Raw genomic sequence first — 19,812 nt, forward strand, 5'->3', positions numbered from 1 at the left:
CCCCGGGTGTTGCTTACCGTGAGGATTATTGGCTGGCCCCACATTGAGCAATGGCAAAAACTCATAGCTCACAGCGCAAACGGGAAACCTGTGCGTTTTGTGCACGGCGTCATTGCGAGCGAAGCGAAGCAATCCACTTATCCGCTTGTGGCGCGATTGCTTCGCTGCGCTCGCAATGACGGAGCCACCCTATTCAGCCAGCTGGAAGCGCTCGAAGCGGTCGAGCTCTTCCTCGATGCGCCGCTTCAGCTCCTTGCGTGCCGCCTGCTTCTTGCCGTTGCCGACCCAGCTCCATTTCTGCATCAGGAGCTTCTTGTTCTGCCGGTCGGTCTTGAGGTCGAGGGCGGCGACGACGTCGTCGCCGACCAGCACCGGCAGCGCGAAATAGCCGAACAGGCGCTTCTCCTTCGGCACATAGGCCTCGAAACGGTGGCCATAGCCGAAGAACAGCTCGGTGCGCTTGCGCTGGATGATCAGCGGATCGAACGGCGAGAGGATGTGGACCAGGGTGGGATCACCCTCGCCGGTCGCGTCCAGCACCTCGGGCCGCGCCCAATGCTCCTGCTTGCCGGCGCCATCGAGCGCGATCCGCACCAGCTCCTTGCGGCGCACCCTCGCCTCGATCAGGCTGCGCACCGCCTTCTTGCTCGGCGCGTCGAGATGGCAGATCGAATCCAGGCTGACGATGCCCTGTGAGCGCAGCGCGCGGTCGAGCAGATAGGCCGTCCGGGCCGAGGCCGGGGCCGGCTTCGGCGGCTTGTCCCAGCCGAAGTGCCGGGTCATCAACTCATAGGTCTTCAGCATGCCGGCGCGCTCGCTGATCGTGACCACGCCGCCGTAGAAGGCGAGCTGCAGCGCGCGCTTGGAGGGCTTGCGGCTCTGCCAGAGATGCTCCTTCTCGGTCAGCACGTCGTCATCGATGTCGCGGATCGTCAGCGGACCGGCACGAAGCAGCCGCAGCACCTTGCGCGTATCCGCCGGGGTCACCGACGAGAACCATTTGTGGCCCTCGCGCTTGTGCGCCTTCATCGCCGGCAGGAAGAAGCCGATGTCCTTGGACGGAATGTAGGACAGCGCGTGCGTCCAGTACTCGAACACGCTCTTGTCCCGGCTCTGCGCCTGCTTGAGGTCGGCGCGGCGGTAGTCCGGAATGCGGCTGAACAGGATGTGGTGATGGCAGCGCTCGATCACGTTGATGGTGTCGATCTGCACATAGCCGAGATGATCGACGGCGGCCGCCACCGCTGACGCCCCCTCACCGAACGGCACCTGGGTATCGAGCCGCTGCGCGCGCAGCCAGATATGGCGGGCCACAGCATTGTTCAACGAAAGGGGTTCGGCGGCGCGGGACATTGCCCCAGCAATGTAGTGAGATTCGCGCAGCTGTGGAGAGCCGCGCGGCGGAAATCAGCTCCGCATCATTCGGAACGGCTACGTCGATCCGACGACCCGCCGCAACCACGGAACGTCCCCGATCGCCGCCGCGAGCGCGGCGCTTTCTCCATGGAAGATGCGGGACGAATGACCGCCGACCGGAAACCAGCCACGGCCATCTTCGACGTCCCGCCGATATTCCTCGAAGCCGATGCTGCCGTCCGGGCGAAGGAAGATATCGACGCAGCGCGAGGCAGCTTCGTCATTGATCGAGCGGAGGACACGATTGACGTTGGCCATGATGTCCTCGCTTCCCGTCTGCCTGCCTGGCGCAAGGCGGGGCGGCACACCCAACCGTGACCCAGATCACATTCCGGGCTTTGAACCGGTCCTATTCTTCCAGCATCAAAACGACAGCAAGCCGGATTGGCTAGCCCGACATTTGAGGACGAAAACCATGACCCGCTCTTTTTCCTTGTCTTTTCTGACGATCGGCGCCGCGCTGTCGATGACGGCGGGCGTCGCACTGGCCGGCAGCGAGGCCGTTCCTGCCGCACAGATTCTCAATGCGCTGAAGCCGAAGTCGGCCACCCGCGGCCTTTCCGCCGGCACGCAGGTCGACCTCGCGGCTTCCGCCAAGGAGGCAAGCTTCCTCAACACCGTCCGCAACCGGCAGACCCGTTCGTTGTCGCGCGTTGAACGCCAGGAGATCGCCGACATCGCGGCGAACAAGCCGAAGATCGATCTGGAGATCCACTTCGACTACAACTCGGCCGACATCAGCAAGGGCTCGACCCAGGCGGTGCAGGAGCTCGGCAAGGCACTGTCCGATGCCAGCATGAAGGGCTCGACCTTCGTCGTCGCCGGCCACACCGACGCGATCGGCGGCGAGGCCTATAACCAGGACCTGTCGGAGCGCCGCGCCGACACCATCAAGAAATTTCTGGTCGAACATTACGGCCTGAACGGCTCGGATCTCGTGACGGTCGGCTACGGAAAGACCCGGCCGAAGGACCCGAGCGCGCCGATGGACCCGACCAATCGACGCGTGCAGGTCGTCAACATGGATACCAAGACCGCCTCGCAGTAATCTCCCGCAGCCCCGATCCGCCTGCCATGCCCGGCAGGCGGATCACTACTTCAAAGACCGTCATATCCAGCCCTGAAACAGCATCAGGCGGTTGAACGTCGCCATCGACGTCTCGATGACAGCGGCCGTGACCGGCAGCATCGCAACAAACCCTGCGCATCCAACCGCAACGAACGCCCACAGCAGCCAGCGCGGCGCACCCTTGCGCGTCAAGGCGTAGACCAGCACGAAACTCGCGGTGGTCGCCGCGGGGAGATAGTAATAGATGAAACCGAGCGTGCGCGGCAGCAGCGCCCAGGCGAGATACGGGCCGAGGTAGAACGCCAGCACGAGAAATGCATCACGGCCGCGCCCGACGATCCAGTCGCGCAGCGCAATGATCAGCGCGATCAATGCCGGCCACAGCACCAGCGGGTTGCCGAGAAGCACGATCGCGGCGAACCTGTCATCGCCGACCTTCTCGAACAGGTACCAGACCGGGCGCACCAGGAACGGCCAGGACGGCCATGAGCTCATATAGGTGTGGCCCGCGATGGCGGCCGTGGTGTTGTCGGCAAAGATGCGACGCTGCGCCTCCATGATATCCGTGAACGAGAGGCCGTAGAGCGGCACGAAGGTCGCGAGATAGACGGCCGCCGGGATCAGCACGAAGCAGACCATGAAGTGCGGAACACGAAAATCCGGCCACAGCTCCGGCCGGTACCAATCCTCCGCATTGGCGTCGGCAAAGCGCGTGCGCCAGCCCTGCATCAAGCGGATCGCAGCGACGATCGCGATGCAGGTCGCGAGCACGAACAGCCCGCTCCATTTGCAGGCACTGGCAAGCCCCGCGAACAGCCCCGCCAGCGCAAGGGCGAATTGCGGCTGCTGTTGCCTGAAGCCGTGGACGAACGCCGCGATCGCGAACAGGCCGAAAGCGAGCGCGAAAATATCCAGCATCGCGATCCGCGACTGCACGAACAGCATCTGGTTGAAGAAGGCGAGCAGCGCGGCAGCGATCGCGCGTTGCTGCGACGCGAACAGCGCAAGCCCGCCGAGATAGACGCCGACCAGCGCCAGCGCACCGAACAGCGCCGCGGGATAGCGCCATCCCAGCGGCCCATCGCCGAATGCCTTGATCGAGCGGGCGATGATCTCCTTGGCAAGCGGCGGATGCATCGGATTGAGGATCGGGGCCTCGCGCACCGGCAGCAGCATCTGCCGCGCCGCCGGCACATAGTGCACCTCATCGAAATAGAGCTTGTCCGGCGCGGTGATCCCGAGCAGCAGCACGACATGGGCGACGATGAAGACGATTGCCGCGACGATCGCCGCGCGCGCGGCGGGACTTCGCGGAACAGAAGGAGATTTGGATACGATGTTCAAAGGGCAAGCACGGTGCGAGGGGAACGCAGCCAGCGATAATTATACGATATCAGCTGCATCCGCGATCCGTCGCCACGGTCATGTGACGGAACCATCGTGCCCATACTGTCATGCCGCTTCATGCGGGGCATCGAGTACGCCGCGGCCTGTTGGCCGCGCACCGAAATCTCTGGAATGCTGGATCGCCCGGTCCGTCTACGCCAAGGCTTCGACGAGGCCACGAATCCCTGGCTCGCCGAAGCGTTAGCGAAGGCGGCGAGCCGGGCGATGCCAGCGAAGCCTTACCTCACGCCGCCGCCTCACCCTGATAGGCCCGGCGCAGGCCTTCGATATCGAGCTTGATCATCCCGAGCACGGCCTGCATCACACGCGCGGCGCCGGCGGCGTCGGGCCCGCCGAGATATTGGCGGATCGCCGCCGGCACGATCTGCCATGCGACGCCATAGCGATCGCGCAGCCAGCCACACTGCTCGGCGGTGCCGCCGGCCGCGAGCAACGCGTCCCACAGACGATCGACCTCGGCCTGGTCGACACAGTCGATCGCGAACGAGACCGCGTGGGTATGCTCCATCCTCATCCCGCCGTTCAGCGCCATGAAGCGCTGACCGGCGAGCGTGAATTCGACCAGCAGCACCGTGCCGGCCTTTCCGCCGGGGCTGTCGATGACATTCTTCTGGACGGTCTCGATCCGCGAACCGGGCAGCAGCGAGACGTAGAAGTTCGCGGCCTCCTCGGCCTCGCCGTTGAACCACAGGCAGGGAGATACCTTCGACATGCTGAGCTCCTCGTGATGGCGGGATGCGATCAGGCGATCGCCGCGGCGGACTGCGCCTTCATCGCCGCCTCGACGTCCATCCACATCACTTCCCAGATGTGACCATCGGGATCCTCGAAGCTGCGGCCGTACATGAAGCCGTAATCCTGCTGCGGCGACGGATCGGCGCTGCCGCCCGCGCCCGTTGCCTTGGCGACGTAGCCGTCGACCGCGTCGCGGCTGTCGGCGGACAGGCAGATCAGCACTTCGCTCGTGGTTTTGGTGTCGGCAATTTTCTTCGGGGTGAATTCGCGGAACTTGTCGTGCGTCAGCAGCATGACGTGAATCGTGTCTGAGATCACCATGCAGGAGGCGGTGTGGTCGGAAAATTGCGCGTTCTTGGTCGCGCCGATCGCCTCATAGAAGGCGGTCGCGTGGGCGAGATTGCTGACCGGCAGGTTGACGAAGATCATTGTCGGCTTGGCCATGAAAGGCGCTCCTTTTCGCGGGTTGTGCCCCGAGGACGAACCGCCTCGCCGCGTCCCGACATCACCGCGCCGATTTTTCTTGCGGCGTCCTGCCGCAGGGTGACGTCAGGTCACAATCGGTGTCGGCATGGTCAGGAATGCCCGCGTCACATGCCAGAACAGCTCCCGATTGGTGGCAAGCGCCACCGAATGGGCGGTGCCGGGCAGGATGATGAACTGCCGATCGCCGTTCGGCAGCTTGTTGAAGAACTCCTCGAGGTCCGGAACCGCGGCGATGCCGTCATATTCGCCGCGGACCAGCAGCACCGGCGCCAGCACCTTCTCCGGATGCACCACCGGCAAATTGGCGGTCATGTCGAGATAGGTGCCGGTCGGGATCTGGTCGCCGAACTGCATCTCGACATCGGCCAGCAGCTCGACCACGGCGGGGTCCGACGTGCCGGGCCTGTCGCGGGTCGCGATCGAGCGGATCATGTCGCGGTCGCGCTTGCGCATGTTGTGACTGCGGTAATAGGCGAGTTGCTCGGCGCGCTTTGCCAGCGTCGGCGAGCCCTCGCCCTTGTAGGTGCAGGCGGCGAACACCAGCCGGTCGATGCGCTCGGGCGCGGCCATCGCGAATGCGCCGGCCCGCAGCGCGCCCGAGGATTCGCCGACGAAGTGATATCGCCCCTGCCCGGTCTCGCGCGCGATCACCTCGACCGCGGCCTTCAGATCCTCGACGCCGCTTGCAATATCCGCATTGCCCGACGTGCGGCCGGACTTGCCGTAGTTCTCGTGGTCCATGGTCCAGCAATCGAAGCCGTAGCGGGCAAATGTGTTCAGCAGCGAATACTCGCCCTTGCCCGGCACCGTGAGGTCGAACACCCGTGATGTCACCGACGAGCCGTGGACGAAGAACACCACCGGCCGCGCCGGCTCGCCCGGCTTCGGCGCACCGATCCGCTTGCGGAACATCCACAAGGGGATGTCATCCTTCTTCGCCCAGTATTCGTTGCTCCATATTTCTCCTTCGACAGGAACCGCGGGCACTGCCTGTGCCGACGCTGCGCCGAACACGCCGGCGGCCGTTGCAATGCCGATGCCTTTGATCATGCTGCGCCGCGAATGGTCAGATGACATCATGGTTCGCTCCCTTCCGGATTTCTTCGTCCGATCCGGCGCGATCGAGCATAGCAGCGGGCATGTCCGGTTGCGCGACGGGCGCATCTCGCCTCCGCCAATCCGATGCACGATTTTGTGAATGCGTTTTCCGGCAAACGGCGCGGACGACGGGCGGACTTGGTCCTAGTCTCCGCGGCGATCCGACCGGAAAAATCCGGCGAGAAGTGGGAGCGAAGAATGAGCAGCAATCTCACCGACGATGAACTTGCCGCCTTGATGCCCTCCGAACTGTGCCAGCACCAGACGCCGATCCCGACCCAGATCGTCTCCAGCGACGAATTCTATCCCGACCCGCAGAATGAACGGCAGCGCGAGGTCGAGGCGCGGCTGGTCGCGATGGCCGACGATCTCGGCGGCAAGCAGGGCCTCGACCGCCGCAGATTCTTCCAGACCGCGGCCGGCATGGCCGCCTCCTTCGTCGCGATGAACCAGGTCTACGGGGAGCTGTTCGCCGTGACGCCGGCGGAGGCCGCGACACCCGCAATGGCGCAGGAGCGCGCCAACTCCCTCAAAGACCAGTTCATCATGGACATGCACACGCATTTCCTGCGCGACGACACCCGCATCATGGGTTTTGTGGAAATGCGCAAGGCGGTCGGCAAGGCCGGCTGGAACAAGGAGCTCAACGATCACGAGCAGACCATCGAGGATCTCAAGTTCAACAACTACAAGAAGGAGATGTTTCTCGATTCCGACACCAAGATCGCGCTGATCTCCTCGGCGCCGTCGGATATCGAGCAGGACTGGTTCCTGACCAACGAGCAGATGGCCGACGCGCGCAAGAAAATGAACGACGAGGCCGGCTCGCGGCGCGTGTTCTGCCACGCCATCTTCACGCCCGGGCAGCCCGGCTGGCTCGACAAGCTCGACGCCGCATTGGCGCTGAAGCCGGAATCCTGCAAGGGCTACACGATCGGCGACAACACCCACAAGGAGATCAGCCGCTACCCCTGGCGGCTGGACGACGAGAAAGTCGCCTACAAGGGTTATGAGAAGATGGTGAAGGCGGGCATCAAGAACGTCTGCGTCCACAAGGGACTGTTTCCGCCCGGGATCGAGAAGCAGTATCCGAATCTGCGCGGCTTCGCCGACGTTGCCGATGTCGGAAAGGCCGCCAAGGACTGGCCGCAGCTCAACTTCATCATCTACCACTCGGCCTATCGCCATGTCGGCGGCGATCCGAAGGTCGCGCTCGCCGAGTTCGAGCGCACCGGCCGCATCGCCTGGACCTCGGATCTCGCCGACATCCCGGCGCAGTATGGCGTCGACAATGTCTATGGCGACGTCGGGCAATTGTTCGCGACCACGCTGGTCGCCGAGCCCAATGTCTGCGCCGCGCTGATGGGTACCTTGATCAAGGGGCTCGGCGTCGACCACATCTGCTGGGGTACCGATGCGCTGTGGACCGGCGCGCCGCAATGGCAGATCGAGGGCCTGCGGCGGCTGGAGATCCCCGAGATGATGCAGAAGAAGTTCGGCTATGCACCGCTCGGCCCCGCCGACGGGCCGGTGAAGACGGCGATCTTCGGCGACAACAACGCCCGGCTCTACAACATCCAGCCGAAGCGCGCGATGCTCGACCTCAAGGGCGATCGCTTTGCGATGATGAAGGCGCAGTATGAGAAGGCTGGCGTAGAGCCGTCGAACACGCGTTACGGCTATGTGGTGCCGAACGGTGTGATCGATCACCGGGTGTTTGCGTAGGGGTTAGGCCCCGTCATTGCGAGCGCAGCGAAGCAATCCATATCTCCGCTCAGGGACAGATGGATTGCTTCGTCGCTTCAGCGCAAAATTGCTTGCAATTTTGTCGCGAGCTCCTCGCAATGACGGAGAAGGTCATCGTCCCGTAAATCTCGGCTTGCGCTTCTCGCTGAACGCCCTGGCGCCTTCCTTGAGGTCGTCGCTGTCCTTGATGGCGTCGAGTTGCCGGCGCACCTCGGCGACCGTCTCCAGCGGCCCCTTCGGCATCGCGTCACGCGCGAGCTTCTTGAGCGCCTGCACCACCAGCGGCGCGTTGCCCGCGATCTTGGCCGCCAGCTCCTGCGCCGCCGCAAGGTGCTGCCCCGGTGGCGTGATGCGGTTGACGAAGCCGATCTGGTAGGCCCGCTCGGCCGACAGCTCCTCGCCGACGAGCAGGAACTCCATCGCGATCTTGTGCGGCATGCGGGCCAGCACCGAGGAGACGCCGCCGCCGGTGGTGCCGATCTTGGCTTCCGGATAGACGAACCGCGTCGTCTCCGAGGCGACGCAGATGTCGGCCATCTGCACCAGAACGAAGCCGCCGCCCACCACCCAGCCCGACGTCGCCGCGATCACTGGCTTGTCGAGCTCGACACCGAGCCCGGGCACCGCCTGCCACATATTGGCGGGAAAATCCCTGACGTCGGCGCCGACGCAGAAGTACTTCTCCTCGGCCGACGCCAGCACCGCGACGCGGTCATCGCTGTCGCGAAAGCGCCGCCAGGCTTGCTGCAACTCGTCGCACAGCGCGTTGTTGAGCGCGTTGTGCGAGGAGACGCGGTCCATCGTGATGGTCGCGACGTGGTCGGCGCTCTCGTAACGCACGAGCGTCATGCTGGCCTCCCTGGTATCTCAGCCCTTCCCGGGATGTCGTTCCGGGGCGCGCATAGCGCGAACCCGGAACCTCGAGATTCCGGGTTCTCGCTTCGCGAGCCCCGGAATGACAGCATAGCGGCGCCGCGCGCTATTTCTTCTCGTCGGGATGGCGGTGCACCGGGTCGACCCACAGCACGGTCTCCGGCTTCTCGATCGGCTCGATGTCGAGATTGATCGCAACCGCCTCGCCGTCGGAGCGCACCAGCACGCATTCCAGCACCTCGTCGCGGCTGGCATTGATCTCCTGATGCGGCACGTAGGGCGGCACGAAGATGAAATCGCCGGGGCCGGCCTCGGCGGTGAACTGCAGCTTCTCGCCCCAGCGCATCCGCGCCTTGCCCTTGACGACATAGATGATGCTTTCGAGATGGCCGTGATGATGCGCGCCGGTCTTGGCATCCGGCTTGATGCTGACGATGCCTGCCCACAATTTCTGCGCCCCGACCCGGGCAAAATTGATCGCGGCCTTGCGGTCCATGCCGGCGGTCGACGGCACATTCGGATCGAGCTGGTTGCCGGGAATCACGCGGACGCCGTCGTGCTTCCAGCGCTCGTCGTCGTGATGGTGATGGTCGTGGGAATGGGTGTGATCGTGGGAACCGCTCATCATTCTTGCTTTCGTTGGCCTGATTTCGTGCGTGGAACGCTAGCGAAAAGCAGCCGCGCAGGCGAGCGGAAAATCGGAACCTCGCCGAATCGGAACATCGCCATGTTCCGGCGCGTTACCTCAGTGTATTCCGAAGGAGTAATTTCATGGGTAGCGCGACCGATAGGATCAAGGGCACGGCCAACGAGGCGATCGGCAGGTTCAAGCGGCGTCTTGGCAAGGTCACCGGCTCTCCGGCGATGCAGGGCCGAGGCGCGATCCTGGAAGCCAAGGGCAAGGGACAGAAGGCACTCGGCGGCATCAAGAGGATTGTCGGCAGGGTGACCTCAGCGGCTCACTGGCCTCGCTGAACGAGAGATGACACGGCCGCCCCATCAGGCCGGCCGATCGAGCATGAACGACGCTGCTCAGCCGCGCGGGCGCGGATGTGCCAGCACATCCGGATGTGCCAGAACATCCGGGTTCACGACATTGGTCGGCGTGCCGGCCGCGTAGGCCAATATCTGGTCGAAGATGTCGGTGAACTGGATTTCGTACTCGTCGCGCGAGACGTAGCCGAGATGCGGCGTGCAGACCACATTGTCCATGTTGAGCAGCGGGTCCGCCGTGTCGCGCAGCGGCTCCTTCTCGTAGACGTCGATCGCGGCCATGCCTGGCCGGCCGGCACGCAACGCGTTGACCAGCGCGCCGGGCTCGATCAGCGGCGCGCGGCTGGTGTTGACGATCAGCGCGGTCTGCTTCATCCGCGCGAGGTCTTCCGCCTTGACGATGCCGCGCGTCGCGTCGACCAGCCGCATATGCAGCGACAGCACGTCGCAGCGGGCGAAGAAATCCGCCTTGCTGGCTGATGTCTCATAGCCGTCGGCACGCGCCTTCGCCATCGCCGGCTCGCGCGCCCAGACCAGCACGTTCATGCCGAACGCCTTGCCATAGCCCGCGACCACGGCGCCGATGCGACCATAGCCATAGATGCCGAGCGTCTTGCCGCGCAGCGTATGGCCAACGCCGATCTGCCACTTGCCGGCCTTGAGCGCCGCCATCTGTTGCGGGATCGCGCGCATCGCCGCAAGGATGATGCCCCAGGTGAACTCGGCGGTGGCGTAGGACGGCGTATCGGCATGCTGGCTCGACGACACGATGATGCCAAGCCGCGTGCAGGTGTCGATGTCGATATGCGGATAGACGCTGCGCTGGCTGATCAGCTTCAGCTTCGGCAGACGTTCGAGCAGCGGCGTGCGGATCTGGGTTCGCTCGCGGATCAGGACCAGCGCTTCGGTATCGCGCAGCCGTTCGGCGAGCGCATCGACGTCCTGGACATGATCGTTCCAGATCTTGACGTCATACCCGTCGAGCTTGCGGTAGCAATCGAGGGTGCGCAGCGTGTCGAAATAATCGTCGAGGATCGAAATCTTCATCGCTGCGCCCCTGTTGCTGTGGGCCGGTTACTTGACGCCCATCGGCTTATTTGACGCCAAGCAGTTCGACGTCGAACAACAGCGTGGCGTTCGGCGGGATCACGCCGCCGGCGCCGCGCGCGCCGTAGCCGAGGTTCGGCGGGATGATCAGGGTGCGCTTGCCGCCGACCTTCATGGTGGCGACGCCCTCGTCCCAGCCCTTGATCACGTGACCCTGGCCGATCGGAAACTCGAACGGCTCGTTGCGATCGACGGAGGAGTCGAATTTCTTGCCCTTCTGGCCGTTCTCGTAGAGCCAGCCGGTATAGTGCATGACGCAGGTCTGGCCGGTCTTCGGCGAGGCGCCGGCGCCGACCTTGCTGTCGATGATCTGGAGGCCTGAAGCTGTGGTCATGGGCTTTCCTGCAGTTTGGGCCGTTGCCGTCCCGCTGACAACGGACGTGGAGACTGCCGCCGCAAGGCCGGCGAATGCAGTCTTGATGATCGTGCGTCGGGAAGATCGCATCTTGCACCTCTCGTGAAGGACGGCCGTCTCTAGCCCAGTGCGGGTCGAATCCCTAGCCATTTTTCAGTGACCGGCCGTGCCGACGTCGCGGTCCAGCGCAAAATCGCCGAGCAATGGCGACGACGCGCTCGCGATGAGATCACCGATCAGTTGCGCCGCCAGATACGAGTAGGTGATGCCGGTGACGGGCTTCCGTCGGGCAGGACTAGCACCCCCCGCGACAACACCTTGTTTCCGCCGGCCCCTGATCGGCCGCGACAATCAGTAGCCGAGCGCGCAGCCGTCCTTGCGCGGATCGGAGCCGCCGGTCAGCGTCCCCTTGTCCCAATCGATCCAGATGCCCTGCCCGCCGCCGAGCGGCGCGACCACGCTGGTGGTCTTGTGACCGATCTTCTTCAGGCCTTCGACGATCTCCGCCGGCACAGAGTCCTCGAGCTGGTAGACGCCTTCGTAGTGCAGGCCGCGCGGCATATCGATGGCTTCCTGGATGTCGCAGCCATAGTCGAGCATGTTGGTCAGCACACGGGTCTGGCCGACCGGCTGGTACTGCCCGCCCATCACGCCGTACGGCATCAGCGCGCGGCCGTTCCTGGTGACCAGCGCCGGGATGATGGTGTGCAGCGGACGCTTGCCCGGTGCGATGCAATTCGGATGTCCGGGCTGGACGCGGAAGCCGCCGGCGCGGTTCTGCAGCAGGACGCCGGTCTTGTTGGAGACGATCGCCGAGCCGAACGAATGCGCGATCGAATTGATGAACGAGCAGACGTTGCGATCCTTGTCGACCACCGTGATGTAGACCGTCGACGGATTCATCGGCGGCGCGACGTTCGGCAGTTCGAGCAGCCGGTCCATCCGGATGTTCTTGATGTGCTCTTCGGCGAATTCCCTGGCGAGGATGCCGGCAACGTCGACATGCACGTGCTGGGGATCGCCGATATGCTGCTCGCGCATCATGTAGGCGATGCGTGCCGCCTCGGCCTCGAGATGGAAGCGCTCGATGCTGAGCGGCTTGAACTTGGTCAGGTCGAAGCGCGACAGGATGTTGAGCATGACCAGCATGGTGATGCCGGGGCCGTTCGGCGGGCACTGCCAGACGTCGTAGCCCTTGTACATCGTGCCGATCGGCGAGGTCGCCTCGGTCGAGTGCGCGGCGAAGTCCTCGAGCGTGTGCAGGCCGCCGATGCCGCGCAGCGTGTCGACCATGTCGGCGGCGATCTCGCCGCTATAGAAGGCGTCGCGGCCCTTTTGCGCGATCGCGCGCAGCGTCTTGCCGAGCTCGGGCTGGCGGATCACGTCGCCGGCAACCGCGGGCCTGCCGTGCGGCAACAGATAGCGCTCGGTGTTGGTGCCGTTCTTCAGCTTCTCGAAGCCGTTCTTCCAGTCGAAGGCGATGCGCGGCGCGACCACGTAGCCCTCTTCGGCGGCCTTGATCGCGGGCTGCAGCAGCCGGTCGAAGCCGAACTTGCCGTGGTCCTTCAGGATCACGTCCCAGGCATCGACCGCGCCGGGAATGCTGACCGCATGTGCCGAGGTCAGCGGCACCGAATGGATCTTGCGCTCGAGATACCAGTCGGCGGTCGCCGCCATCGGCGCCCGGCCGCTGCCGTTATAGGCGGTGATCTTGCCTTCCCCCCTCGGCTGGATCAGCGCGAAGCAGTCGCCGCCGATGCCGGTCGATTGCGGCTCGATGACGCCGAGCAGCGCGCAGGCTGCAACCGCCGCGTCGGCGGCCGTGCCGCCCTCGCGCATCACCTCGATGGCCGCGAGCGCCGCTTCCGGATGCGACGTCGCCACCATCGCGTTCTGGGCGTGGACCGTGGAACGGCCGGCGAAATGGAAATTCCTCATAACGGAGTGCTCGCTTGATCGTGATGGTCTGATGCGGCTGCGGCGGATGATGCCAAGGGAGTACAAAGTACATGGCACACTCATCCCCGGCTGAGCAATGCCTGGCATGCCAGGGGAATTATCCCGACAATGCATGGCTTTGCGGGTTTCGCCGGCCTGGCCGGCCTGATAAACCCCGGCGATGCCCTTCAAGGTCGCCGCCTTCTACCAGTTCGCCGCGCTGCCGGACTTCCGCGCGCTGCGCGAGCCGCTGCGCGCGTTCTGCGCCGCGCTCGATCTCAAGGGCAGCGTGCTGCTCGCCCATGAGGGCATCAACGGCACCATTGCCGGCACCGACCAAGGCATCGATGACTTCGTTGCGGAGCTCAGGCACGGAGCGCTGTTCGGCGGCCGCCTCGACAATCTCGAGCTGAAGTTCTCCGAAGCGGCGCAGATGCCATTCCAGCGGCTCAAGGTGCGGCTGAAAAAGGAGATCGTCACGCTCGGCGACACCACGGTCGATCCGACGCGGCAGGTCGGCACCTATGTCGATGCCGCCGACTGGAACGAGCTGATCGCCGCGCCTGACATCATGGTGCTCGATACCCGCAACGCGTTCGAGGTCGCGATGGGCACGTTCGAAGGCGCGGTGGATCCCAGGATCGCGAGCTTTGGACAATTCAAGGAATTTGCGGCGCGGCACCTCGATCCGGCCAAGCACCGCAGGATTGCGATGTTCTGCACCGGCGGCATCCGCTGCGAGAAGGCCAGCGCCTATCTGCTCGCGCAAGGTTTTGCCGAGGTCTATCACCTCAAGGGCGGCATTCTGAAATATCTCGAGGAAACCCCGCAGCTGGACAGCCGCTGGCGCGGCGACTGTTTTGTGTTCGACGAGCGTGTCGCGCTCGGCCACGGCCTGCGCGAGCGTGCGGGTGCGCGTTCGAGCGACGCGGAGCGCGAGAGTACCCCCTGCGAGGCTGCCGTCCATGAATGACACGGCCAAGCTGAGCGAGCGGATCGATGCGCTGGAGGTTCGCCTGACCTATCAGGACGAGGCCATCGAGACGCTGAACCAGACCATCACGGCACAATGGAAGCAGATCGACGCGCTGACGCGCCAGATCGCCGAGTTGCGCGACCGGCTTCAGGAGGCCGAACGCCAGGCGCCCGGCCCCGCCAACGAACGCCCACCGCACTATTGATCGGTGCCGCCGGACCGCGGCAGCACCAGCTACATGTTGCTCACCTGACGCATCGGCTTCGCGCCGCTGAAGAACAGGCTGGACAACCGCTGCACCATCGCCGTGGCGCGGCTGCCTTCGAGACCAGGGCGAACGCACAGCAGGCGCTTCTGCAACGGAAGCTCCGGAAGATAATAGTCCTTCGCCGAGATCAGCGAGGACGGGATCATCCGCTCGGGGCACGCCGTCAGGCCGTACCCGGCCCGGGCGGCTTCCAGTCGCAGCTGGTGGTTCGGGCTCCTGAACACGATCTTGTACGTGATGTTGTGCTTGGTGAGCGTCCGGATCATCCAGTCGTCACCTGGCCAGGCCAGGATCGGGATCGGGGCGCCCGGCCGCAGCACAAAATCGCGCGATCGCACCCACACCGACCGCTCCTCGGCTTCGGCGGCGATCGTCACCTCGTCTTCGTTCTCCTGCGAAGGGTTGCTGTAGACGAACGCGATGTCGATGTAGCCGTCGATCACCCCCCTGATGACGGCCGGTGACATGTCGGCGTGCAGCAGAACGTCGGCGAGTGCATCGGAGGGATGCAGCTTCAGGAATTCCTCCGCGAGCATCGTGCTGATTCCCAGCCGCAACGGCTGGGGTCCTTCATGATTGCCGCCGAGCCGAAGCAGTTGATCGTTGGCTTCGAGGATGCGCCTCGCCTGCTGCACGGCGACCTTGCCGAGCTCGGTGGTCGTGGTGCCGTTTGCGGTTCTGACGAAGAGTGCGCCACCAATCAGGCTTTGCAGGCGCTTGACCTGCGAACTGATCGCCGGCTGGCTGAGGCCGAGACGCTCCCCGGCTTTCGACAGGCTGCCTGTCTCCGCGATCGCAACGACGGTACGAACGATTTCAGTAGGAATATTCAAATGCTGACGCGGTCTATGCATCGCGAGCCCTCCAGTCTCAGCACGGGACGCAATTCCAATCTCCACAGTATGCCATCAGGCTATACTAACATTTGGTTGCACTTTCGTTTAGCCACAATTACCCGCCAAGGCACTGATATTGCAGGTCATATGTATTGTTACGTGCATTGCTCCGCATATCACGGTATCCAACAACTACATCTCCACACGCTGCAGCACCTCAACCGCACCACACCCCGGGTTTTTGCGGGTATCGCATCAAATATTCTGATCGCCCCATCATGCTTCACTGACCCGATAAGTCTGAATTGCGGCCGCTGATTCGTGAAAGCGTTTTCATAGTTTTCCTTAATCAAAGCCTCGCAACGTGACGTCGTCGTTGGCGTTTCGAGGTGTGTTGCAATGACCAGTTTTTTTCGCTGCCGAAGCGGTGCGTCCGCCGTCGAATTCGCGCTGATGCTGCCGCTGTTTCTTGCCTTCATTTTCGGCATCATCGTCTTCGGCTCGTATCTCGCCATGGTGCATGGCGTTCAGCAACTCGCCGCCGAAGCGGCGCGGTCATCCATCGCGGGAATGACCGACACCGAACGCAACAGCCTCGCGACGAGCTATGTCACCGCCAACGCGTCGACCTATCCATTGCTCGTTCCCGGCAATCTCACGGTCAATGCCGCGCCGTCTCCATCGAATGCCAACGTCTACGTCGTGACGGTTAACTACAACGCGGCCGGCAACTTCATCTACAAGCTGCCCTTCGTCCCCGCCCCGGCGAGCACCATCGTCCGCTCCGCGGCGATTCAGTACGGGGGATTCTAGGATGAGAGGCGTCCTCATGCTGATGCGGCGCTTCGGCGCCGACGAACGAGGAAACTTCGCGATGATCAGCGCCGGCCTGATGACGCTCCTGATCGGGTGCGCCGGGCTCGCCATCGATCTCGGCACGATCTTCGCCGACCGGCGCAAGACGCAGAGCACCGCCGATCTCGCCGCGATCGTCGCCGCCGCCAACCTGAACAATCCGGTCAACGCCGCCACCGCGACGGTTACGCAGAACAAGTACCCGGCCAGTGCGCTGGTCAAGGTCGAGACAGGAACCTACACCGCAAACAGCGCCATCGCGCCGCAGGCCCGTTTCGTGACCCCGGCGGTCGGCACTCCCAACGCCGCGCGGGTCACGCTGAACACCCAGACCCCGCTCTACTTCGCGCGGTACCTCACCGGCGCGAGCAGTTTCACCATCAAGACGACCGCTACCGCGACATCGACCGAAATGGCCTCGTTCGCGATCGGGTCGAGGCTGCTCTCGGTCAACGGCGGCGCGCTCAATGCGCTGCTCGGCTCGATGCTCGGCACCACGCTGTCGCTCTCGGTGATGGACTACAATGCGCTGATCAGCGCCAAGATCGACGCCCTGGACTTCCTGTCGGCACTGGCGACCCGGGTCAACCTGACCGGCGTCACCTATAGCGACCTGCTGAGCAGCAACATCAAGGTCGGCGACATCGTCGCGTCGGCGCTGACCACCCAGCAGATCACCAACGGCGCCAACGCGGCGACCACAGCGCTGTCGACGATCTCCCAGGCCGTCACCGGCTCCACCACCAAGATTTCGCCGGGCACGCTGGTCGACCTCGGTCCCTTCGCCAATCTCACGGTGGGGCAGAAACCCAAGGTCGGCGCCAGCGTTTCGGTGTTCGACCTGATTTCCACGGTGGCCCAGATCGCCAACGGCAACCATCAGATCGCGACCTCGATCAATCTCGGCCTGCCCGGCATCGCCAACGTCTCCGTGATCGCAACGATCGGCGAGCGACCGGTCGGCTCGAGCTGGATCGCGATCGGCACCCAGGGTGTGAGCGTCCACACCGCGCAGACCAGGATCCTGGCGACGATCAATGTGCTCGGCTCCGGCACCGTGTCTGCGATCAATCTCCCGGTCTATGTCGAGGTCGCCTCGGGTACCGCGACACTCAACGCGGTGTCCTGCGGCCACCCCAACATCAACACCTCGCAGGTCACGATCGGCGTGACGCCTGGGATCGTGGATGCATGGATCGGCAACGTCACGATCGCCGACATGACCAACTTCACGACCAAGCCCAATCCGCCGCCGGCGACACTGGTCAACCTTGGTCTCGCCACCGTCACCGGCCTCGCCCATGCCGGCATGGGCAACACCACGCCGACCAATGTCAATTTCAGCTACAGCGACATCCAGGCGGGCACCAAGAAGACGGTGACGACGACCAACTTCCTTTCATCGCTGACAGGAAGTCTGCTCGGCGACCTCTCGCTGACCATCAATCTCGGCCCGCTCGGGCTGCCGATCCCGGGATTGGGGGCGCTCGTCATGAGCATCCTGAACGGCGTGACGAGTTCAGTCGATCAGGTGCTGGCGTCGCTGCTCGCGACGCTCGGCATCGGGCTCGGCCAGGTCGACGTTTGGGTGCTGGGCATCCGCTGCGATGGCGCCGTGCTGGTGAACTAGAGCATGATCCGGAAGAGTACGAAGCGGTTTTCCCTCGCGACAAACGCAAAGCGTTTGCGCGGAGATCATGCTCGAACAAGAAGCGAAAGCGCGACCATCGCGCTTGAGGGGACCGATCGCGACGGGCATCACATCGGGGGTAGGAGACTGCCGTGAGCACAACGATAAGATACAAGACCGACAGCCAACGAACGATCCTGCTGAAGCGCGGGACGATCTTCTTCCGCAACAGCAGTGTCGGATGTCTTGTGCTCAACCTCTCGACCGGCGGCGCGGGGCTCGCCGTGGAAAGCGACGTCGCAATCCCGCGCGCGTTCGACCTCGAGATCGAGAGCGAACCGATCCGGCGGCACTGCATTGTGGCCTGGCGCCTGGAGCGCCGGCTCGGCGTGACCTTCGAATCTGACCGGATGCAGCGCCCCGCAAGCGGCCCCGTCTAGACTATCCCGGCGATCACGGTATGCGGACGGGCCCGGTGCTCCGGGCCATCGCTCCGCGGCGAATAGTTCGCCGCATGTGGAACTCTCTTGGCATCGTGGTTAGCAGGCGCTGGCATACACCGCTAATTGTCCCGATTGCCGTCGTGCTTTGAGGGCGCGGGCTGCGTGGCGCTGACCGGATCGGAGGCCGGGAAGGTATCCTCGAGCCCCTCCTTCAGCCGGGTGCGGGCCTTGCGGTCGGCAGCCTGCGCCTCGTGCGGCTTCTCGGCATGCTTGTCGTGCGGGGCAGGATCGAATTTGTCGGCCATGTCGTCCTCCATTCGGGGGACAACGCGGCCGCGCAAAGGGGGGTTCCAGAACCGCCTTGGCCCATTGCGCTGCAGCGTGTATCAGGGGCGCAAATTTGACCGTGATCAGGAACTATCCGCGTGCCCCAGGATCCCACCAAGAAGCCGCTCATCGACGTGCTATCGGGCCACCGCCAGGCCGTGCCGCCGCTCTGGATGATGCGGCAGGCCGGCCGCTATCTGCCGGAATATCGCGAGCTGCGCGCCAAGGCCGGCGGCTTCCTCGATCTCTGCTTCACGCCCGAATTCGCCGCCGAGGTCACGCTGCAGCCGATCCGCCGGTTCAACTTCGACGCCGCGATCATCTTCTCCGACATCCTGGTAATCCCCTACGCGCTCGGCCGCTCGGTGCGCTTCGAGGCCGGCGAAGGACCGCGGCTCGATCCGCTGGCAACGCCCGGCGAAATCGCGACGTTGGCAACCGATGCCAACTTCGACACGCTCGAGCCGGTTTTTGAAGCACTGCGCCGCGTCCGTCGCGAACTCGCCCCCGAGATCGCACTGATCGGCTTCTGCGGCGCACCGTGGACGGTTGCGACCTACATGGTGGCCGGACAGGGCACGCCGGACCAGGCACCCGCGCGGATGCTTGCCTACCGCCATCCGGATGCGTTCGCCAAGATCATCGACGTGCTGGTCGAGAACTCGATCCACTATCTCGTCGGCCAGTTGAAGGCCGGTGCCGACTGCCTGCAGATCTTCGACACTTGGGCCGGCGTGCTGCCGCCGCGCGAGTTCGCCCGCTGGGCGATCGAGCCGACCCGGCGCATCGTGGCCGGGGTGCGCAAGCAGGTCCCCGATGCCAGGATCATCGGCTTCCCGCGCGGCGCGGCAGGCATGCTGCCGGCCTATATCGAGCAAACCGGCGTCGATGCGGTCTCGATCGATTGGGCCACCGAGCCGTCGATGATCCGCGAGCGCGTGCAAAGCCGCGTCGCGGTGCAGGGCAATCTCGATCCGCTGGCCCTGATCGCCGGCGGCGCCGCGCTCGACCGCGCGGTGGACGATGTGCTGGAGAACTTCGGCAAGGGGCGGATGATCTTCAATCTCGGGCACGGCATCCTCCCCGAGACGCCGATCGCCCATGTCGAGCAGATGGTCGCACGGGTGCGCGCGTATAAGGGCTGACGTCCAGTCGCCCACTCTATCACCGTCACCCCCGCGCAAAGGCTTCGCCTTTGTCGCTGGAGGAGCGCGCTCTTGCGCGCGTCTCGAAGGGTCGACGGCCCGGAGCTTT

The 19,812-nt window shown here is 64.3% G+C and carries 22 protein-coding genes; 9 read left to right on the plus strand and 13 right to left on the minus strand.

Annotated features, from left to right (window positions below):
* Positions 1-189: 189 nt before the first annotated feature.
* Entirely contained in the window at positions 190-1,353 is a 1,164-nt protein-coding gene (locus ACZBJS_RS22730) for a winged helix-turn-helix domain-containing protein (RefSeq protein WP_141340502.1), read from the minus strand.
* 78 nt (positions 1,354-1,431) lie between these two features.
* A complete protein-coding gene (locus ACZBJS_RS22735; RefSeq protein WP_057017018.1) occupies positions 1,432-1,674 on the minus strand; it encodes a hypothetical protein in 243 nt (80 codons plus the stop codon).
* A gap of 157 nt (positions 1,675-1,831) precedes the next feature.
* Here ACZBJS_RS22735 and ACZBJS_RS22740 point away from each other — a divergent pair, with 157 nt between their 5' ends.
* Entirely contained in the window at positions 1,832-2,464 is a 633-nt protein-coding gene (locus tag ACZBJS_RS22740) for an OmpA family protein (protein ID WP_057016944.1), read from the plus strand.
* A gap of 60 nt (positions 2,465-2,524) precedes the next feature.
* On the opposite strand, the gene ACZBJS_RS22745 is transcribed toward ACZBJS_RS22740, so the two are convergent.
* From ACZBJS_RS22745 to ACZBJS_RS22760, 4 genes are all read right to left on the minus strand, one after another.
* On the minus strand, positions 2,525-3,829 hold the full coding sequence (locus ACZBJS_RS22745) for a phospholipid carrier-dependent glycosyltransferase (protein WP_463439203.1): 1,305 nt from the start codon (positions 3,827-3,829) through the stop codon (positions 2,525-2,527).
* A gap of 286 nt (positions 3,830-4,115) precedes the next feature.
* Positions 4,116-4,604, minus strand: coding sequence for a VOC family protein (locus ACZBJS_RS22750; protein WP_463439204.1), 489 nt, complete (start codon positions 4,602-4,604; stop codon positions 4,116-4,118).
* A 29-nt stretch (positions 4,605-4,633) separates the two neighbouring features.
* On the minus strand, positions 4,634-5,071 hold the full coding sequence (locus tag ACZBJS_RS22755) for a VOC family protein (protein WP_168857248.1): 438 nt from the start codon (positions 5,069-5,071) through the stop codon (positions 4,634-4,636).
* A 105-nt stretch (positions 5,072-5,176) separates the two neighbouring features.
* The gene (locus tag ACZBJS_RS22760) at positions 5,177-6,193 is read right to left on the minus strand and encodes an alpha/beta hydrolase (protein ID WP_463439205.1); all 1,017 of its coding nucleotides are present in this window, start codon (positions 6,191-6,193) and stop codon (positions 5,177-5,179) included.
* Positions 6,194-6,409: 216 nt separating this feature from the next.
* Here ACZBJS_RS22760 and ACZBJS_RS22765 point away from each other — a divergent pair, with 216 nt between their 5' ends.
* Positions 6,410-7,936, plus strand: a complete 1,527-nt coding sequence (locus tag ACZBJS_RS22765) for an amidohydrolase family protein (protein ID WP_316394083.1) — start codon at positions 6,410-6,412, stop codon at positions 7,934-7,936.
* Between the two features lie 132 nt (positions 7,937-8,068).
* Here ACZBJS_RS22765 and ACZBJS_RS22770 read toward each other — a convergent pair whose 3' ends face one another.
* Both ACZBJS_RS22770 and ACZBJS_RS22775 read right to left on the minus strand, forming a co-directional pair.
* Positions 8,069-8,806, minus strand: coding sequence for an enoyl-CoA hydratase/isomerase family protein (locus tag ACZBJS_RS22770; RefSeq protein ID WP_253589281.1), 738 nt, complete (start codon positions 8,804-8,806; stop codon positions 8,069-8,071).
* 130 nt (positions 8,807-8,936) lie between these two features.
* The gene (locus ACZBJS_RS22775; protein ID WP_463439217.1) at positions 8,937-9,455 is read right to left on the minus strand and encodes a cupin domain-containing protein; all 519 of its coding nucleotides are present in this window, start codon (positions 9,453-9,455) and stop codon (positions 8,937-8,939) included.
* Between the two features lie 146 nt (positions 9,456-9,601).
* Here ACZBJS_RS22775 and ACZBJS_RS22780 point away from each other — a divergent pair, with 146 nt between their 5' ends.
* Positions 9,602-9,805 (plus strand): CsbD family protein, encoded by a 204-nt coding sequence (locus ACZBJS_RS22780; RefSeq protein WP_057016940.1) that lies wholly within the window; start codon positions 9,602-9,604, stop codon positions 9,803-9,805.
* A 57-nt stretch (positions 9,806-9,862) separates the two neighbouring features.
* Here the strand turns inward: ACZBJS_RS22780 and ACZBJS_RS22785 are convergent, their stop codons facing one another.
* From ACZBJS_RS22785 to ggt, 3 genes are all read right to left on the minus strand, one after another.
* Entirely contained in the window at positions 9,863-10,870 is a 1,008-nt protein-coding gene (locus ACZBJS_RS22785; protein ID WP_316394080.1) for a D-2-hydroxyacid dehydrogenase family protein, read from the minus strand.
* A 46-nt stretch (positions 10,871-10,916) separates the two neighbouring features.
* Positions 10,917-11,375, minus strand: coding sequence for an FKBP-type peptidyl-prolyl cis-trans isomerase (locus tag ACZBJS_RS22790; protein WP_463439206.1), 459 nt, complete (start codon positions 11,373-11,375; stop codon positions 10,917-10,919).
* A 261-nt stretch (positions 11,376-11,636) separates the two neighbouring features.
* On the minus strand, positions 11,637-13,223 hold the full coding sequence (ggt, locus tag ACZBJS_RS22795) for a gamma-glutamyltransferase (RefSeq protein WP_316394078.1): 1,587 nt from the start codon (positions 13,221-13,223) through the stop codon (positions 11,637-11,639).
* Between the two features lie 181 nt (positions 13,224-13,404).
* Here ggt and trhO point away from each other — a divergent pair, with 181 nt between their 5' ends.
* Together trhO and ACZBJS_RS22805 are read left to right on the plus strand one after the other, a co-directional pair.
* Entirely contained in the window at positions 13,405-14,196 is a 792-nt protein-coding gene (gene trhO / locus ACZBJS_RS22800) for an oxygen-dependent tRNA uridine(34) hydroxylase TrhO (RefSeq protein WP_316394077.1), read from the plus strand.
* On the plus strand, positions 14,189-14,404 hold the full coding sequence (locus ACZBJS_RS22805) for a SlyX family protein (protein ID WP_028333247.1): 216 nt from the start codon (positions 14,189-14,191) through the stop codon (positions 14,402-14,404). The genes trhO and ACZBJS_RS22805 overlap by 8 nt, the downstream gene beginning before the upstream one ends.
* A 29-nt stretch (positions 14,405-14,433) precedes the next feature.
* Here ACZBJS_RS22805 and ACZBJS_RS22810 read toward each other — a convergent pair whose 3' ends face one another.
* A complete protein-coding gene (locus tag ACZBJS_RS22810) occupies positions 14,434-15,321 on the minus strand; it encodes a LysR family transcriptional regulator (protein ID WP_229189553.1) in 888 nt (295 codons plus the stop codon).
* 381 nt (positions 15,322-15,702) lie between these two features.
* Between ACZBJS_RS22810 and ACZBJS_RS22815 the strand changes: the two genes are divergently transcribed.
* The 3 genes from ACZBJS_RS22815 (at position 15,703) to ACZBJS_RS22825 (ending at position 18,228) form a co-directional block, all read left to right on the plus strand.
* A complete protein-coding gene (locus tag ACZBJS_RS22815; RefSeq protein WP_057016934.1) occupies positions 15,703-16,116 on the plus strand; it encodes a TadE/TadG family type IV pilus assembly protein in 414 nt (137 codons plus the stop codon).
* 1 nt (position 16,117) lies between these two features.
* Positions 16,118-17,788 (plus strand): pilus assembly protein TadG-related protein, encoded by a 1,671-nt coding sequence (locus tag ACZBJS_RS22820; RefSeq protein WP_316394076.1) that lies wholly within the window; start codon positions 16,118-16,120, stop codon positions 17,786-17,788.
* A 152-nt stretch (positions 17,789-17,940) separates the two neighbouring features.
* Positions 17,941-18,228 (plus strand): PilZ domain-containing protein, encoded by a 288-nt coding sequence (locus ACZBJS_RS22825; RefSeq protein ID WP_463439207.1) that lies wholly within the window; start codon positions 17,941-17,943, stop codon positions 18,226-18,228.
* Positions 18,229-18,350: 122 nt separating this feature from the next.
* On the opposite strand, the gene ACZBJS_RS22830 is transcribed toward ACZBJS_RS22825, so the two are convergent.
* Positions 18,351-18,536, minus strand: a complete 186-nt coding sequence (locus ACZBJS_RS22830; protein WP_028333252.1) for a hypothetical protein — start codon at positions 18,534-18,536, stop codon at positions 18,351-18,353.
* A 120-nt stretch (positions 18,537-18,656) separates the two neighbouring features.
* On the opposite strand from ACZBJS_RS22830, the gene hemE reads away from it, so the two are divergent.
* Positions 18,657-19,703 carry a uroporphyrinogen decarboxylase gene (gene hemE / locus ACZBJS_RS22835; RefSeq protein ID WP_057016932.1) on the plus strand — a complete coding sequence of 349 codons (1,047 nt, stop codon included), beginning with the start codon at positions 18,657-18,659 and terminating at the stop codon, positions 19,701-19,703.
* The last annotated feature ends 109 nt before the right edge of the window (positions 19,704-19,812 follow it).

The sequence above is a fragment of the Bradyrhizobium sp. KZN70725 genome (assembly GCF_055264925.1).

What these genes read in the sequence shown, in the direction of transcription:
- ACZBJS_RS22805 (WP_028333247.1), top strand. Translation starts at nt 14,189, where the DNA reads ATGAATGACACGGCCAAGCTGAGCGAGCGGATCGATGCGCTGGAGGTT.
- ACZBJS_RS22730 (WP_141340502.1), bottom strand. Translation starts at nt 1,353, where the DNA reads ATGTCCCGCGCCGCCGAACCCCTTTCGTTGAACAATGCTGTGGCCCGC.
- ACZBJS_RS22755 (WP_168857248.1), bottom strand. Translation starts at nt 5,071, where the DNA reads ATGGCCAAGCCGACAATGATCTTCGTCAACCTGCCGGTCAGCAATCTC.
- ACZBJS_RS22830 (WP_028333252.1), bottom strand. Translation starts at nt 18,536, where the DNA reads ATGGCCGACAAATTCGATCCTGCCCCGCACGACAAGCATGCCGAGAAG.
- ACZBJS_RS22780 (WP_057016940.1), top strand. Translation starts at nt 9,602, where the DNA reads ATGGGTAGCGCGACCGATAGGATCAAGGGCACGGCCAACGAGGCGATC.
- ACZBJS_RS22735 (WP_057017018.1), bottom strand. Translation starts at nt 1,674, where the DNA reads ATGGCCAACGTCAATCGTGTCCTCCGCTCGATCAATGACGAAGCTGCC.
- ggt (WP_316394078.1), bottom strand. Translation starts at nt 13,223, where the DNA reads ATGAGGAATTTCCATTTCGCCGGCCGTTCCACGGTCCACGCCCAGAAC.
- ACZBJS_RS22775 (WP_463439217.1), bottom strand. Translation starts at nt 9,455, where the DNA reads ATGAGCGGTTCCCACGATCACACCCATTCCCACGACCATCACCATCAC.
- ACZBJS_RS22820 (WP_316394076.1), top strand. Translation starts at nt 16,118, where the DNA reads ATGAGAGGCGTCCTCATGCTGATGCGGCGCTTCGGCGCCGACGAACGA.
- ACZBJS_RS22765 (WP_316394083.1), top strand. Translation starts at nt 6,410, where the DNA reads ATGAGCAGCAATCTCACCGACGATGAACTTGCCGCCTTGATGCCCTCC.
- ACZBJS_RS22750 (WP_463439204.1), bottom strand. Translation starts at nt 4,604, where the DNA reads ATGTCGAAGGTATCTCCCTGCCTGTGGTTCAACGGCGAGGCCGAGGAG.
- ACZBJS_RS22785 (WP_316394080.1), bottom strand. Translation starts at nt 10,870, where the DNA reads ATGAAGATTTCGATCCTCGACGATTATTTCGACACGCTGCGCACCCTC.
- ACZBJS_RS22760 (WP_463439205.1), bottom strand. Translation starts at nt 6,193, where the DNA reads ATGATGTCATCTGACCATTCGCGGCGCAGCATGATCAAAGGCATCGGC.
- ACZBJS_RS22815 (WP_057016934.1), top strand. Translation starts at nt 15,703, where the DNA reads ATGACCAGTTTTTTTCGCTGCCGAAGCGGTGCGTCCGCCGTCGAATTC.
- ACZBJS_RS22810 (WP_229189553.1), bottom strand. Translation starts at nt 15,321, where the DNA reads ATGCATAGACCGCGTCAGCATTTGAATATTCCTACTGAAATCGTTCGT.
- ACZBJS_RS22740 (WP_057016944.1), top strand. Translation starts at nt 1,832, where the DNA reads ATGACCCGCTCTTTTTCCTTGTCTTTTCTGACGATCGGCGCCGCGCTG.
- ACZBJS_RS22770 (WP_253589281.1), bottom strand. Translation starts at nt 8,806, where the DNA reads ATGACGCTCGTGCGTTACGAGAGCGCCGACCACGTCGCGACCATCACG.
- trhO (WP_316394077.1), top strand. Translation starts at nt 13,405, where the DNA reads ATGCCCTTCAAGGTCGCCGCCTTCTACCAGTTCGCCGCGCTGCCGGAC.
- ACZBJS_RS22790 (WP_463439206.1), bottom strand. Translation starts at nt 11,375, where the DNA reads ATGCGATCTTCCCGACGCACGATCATCAAGACTGCATTCGCCGGCCTT.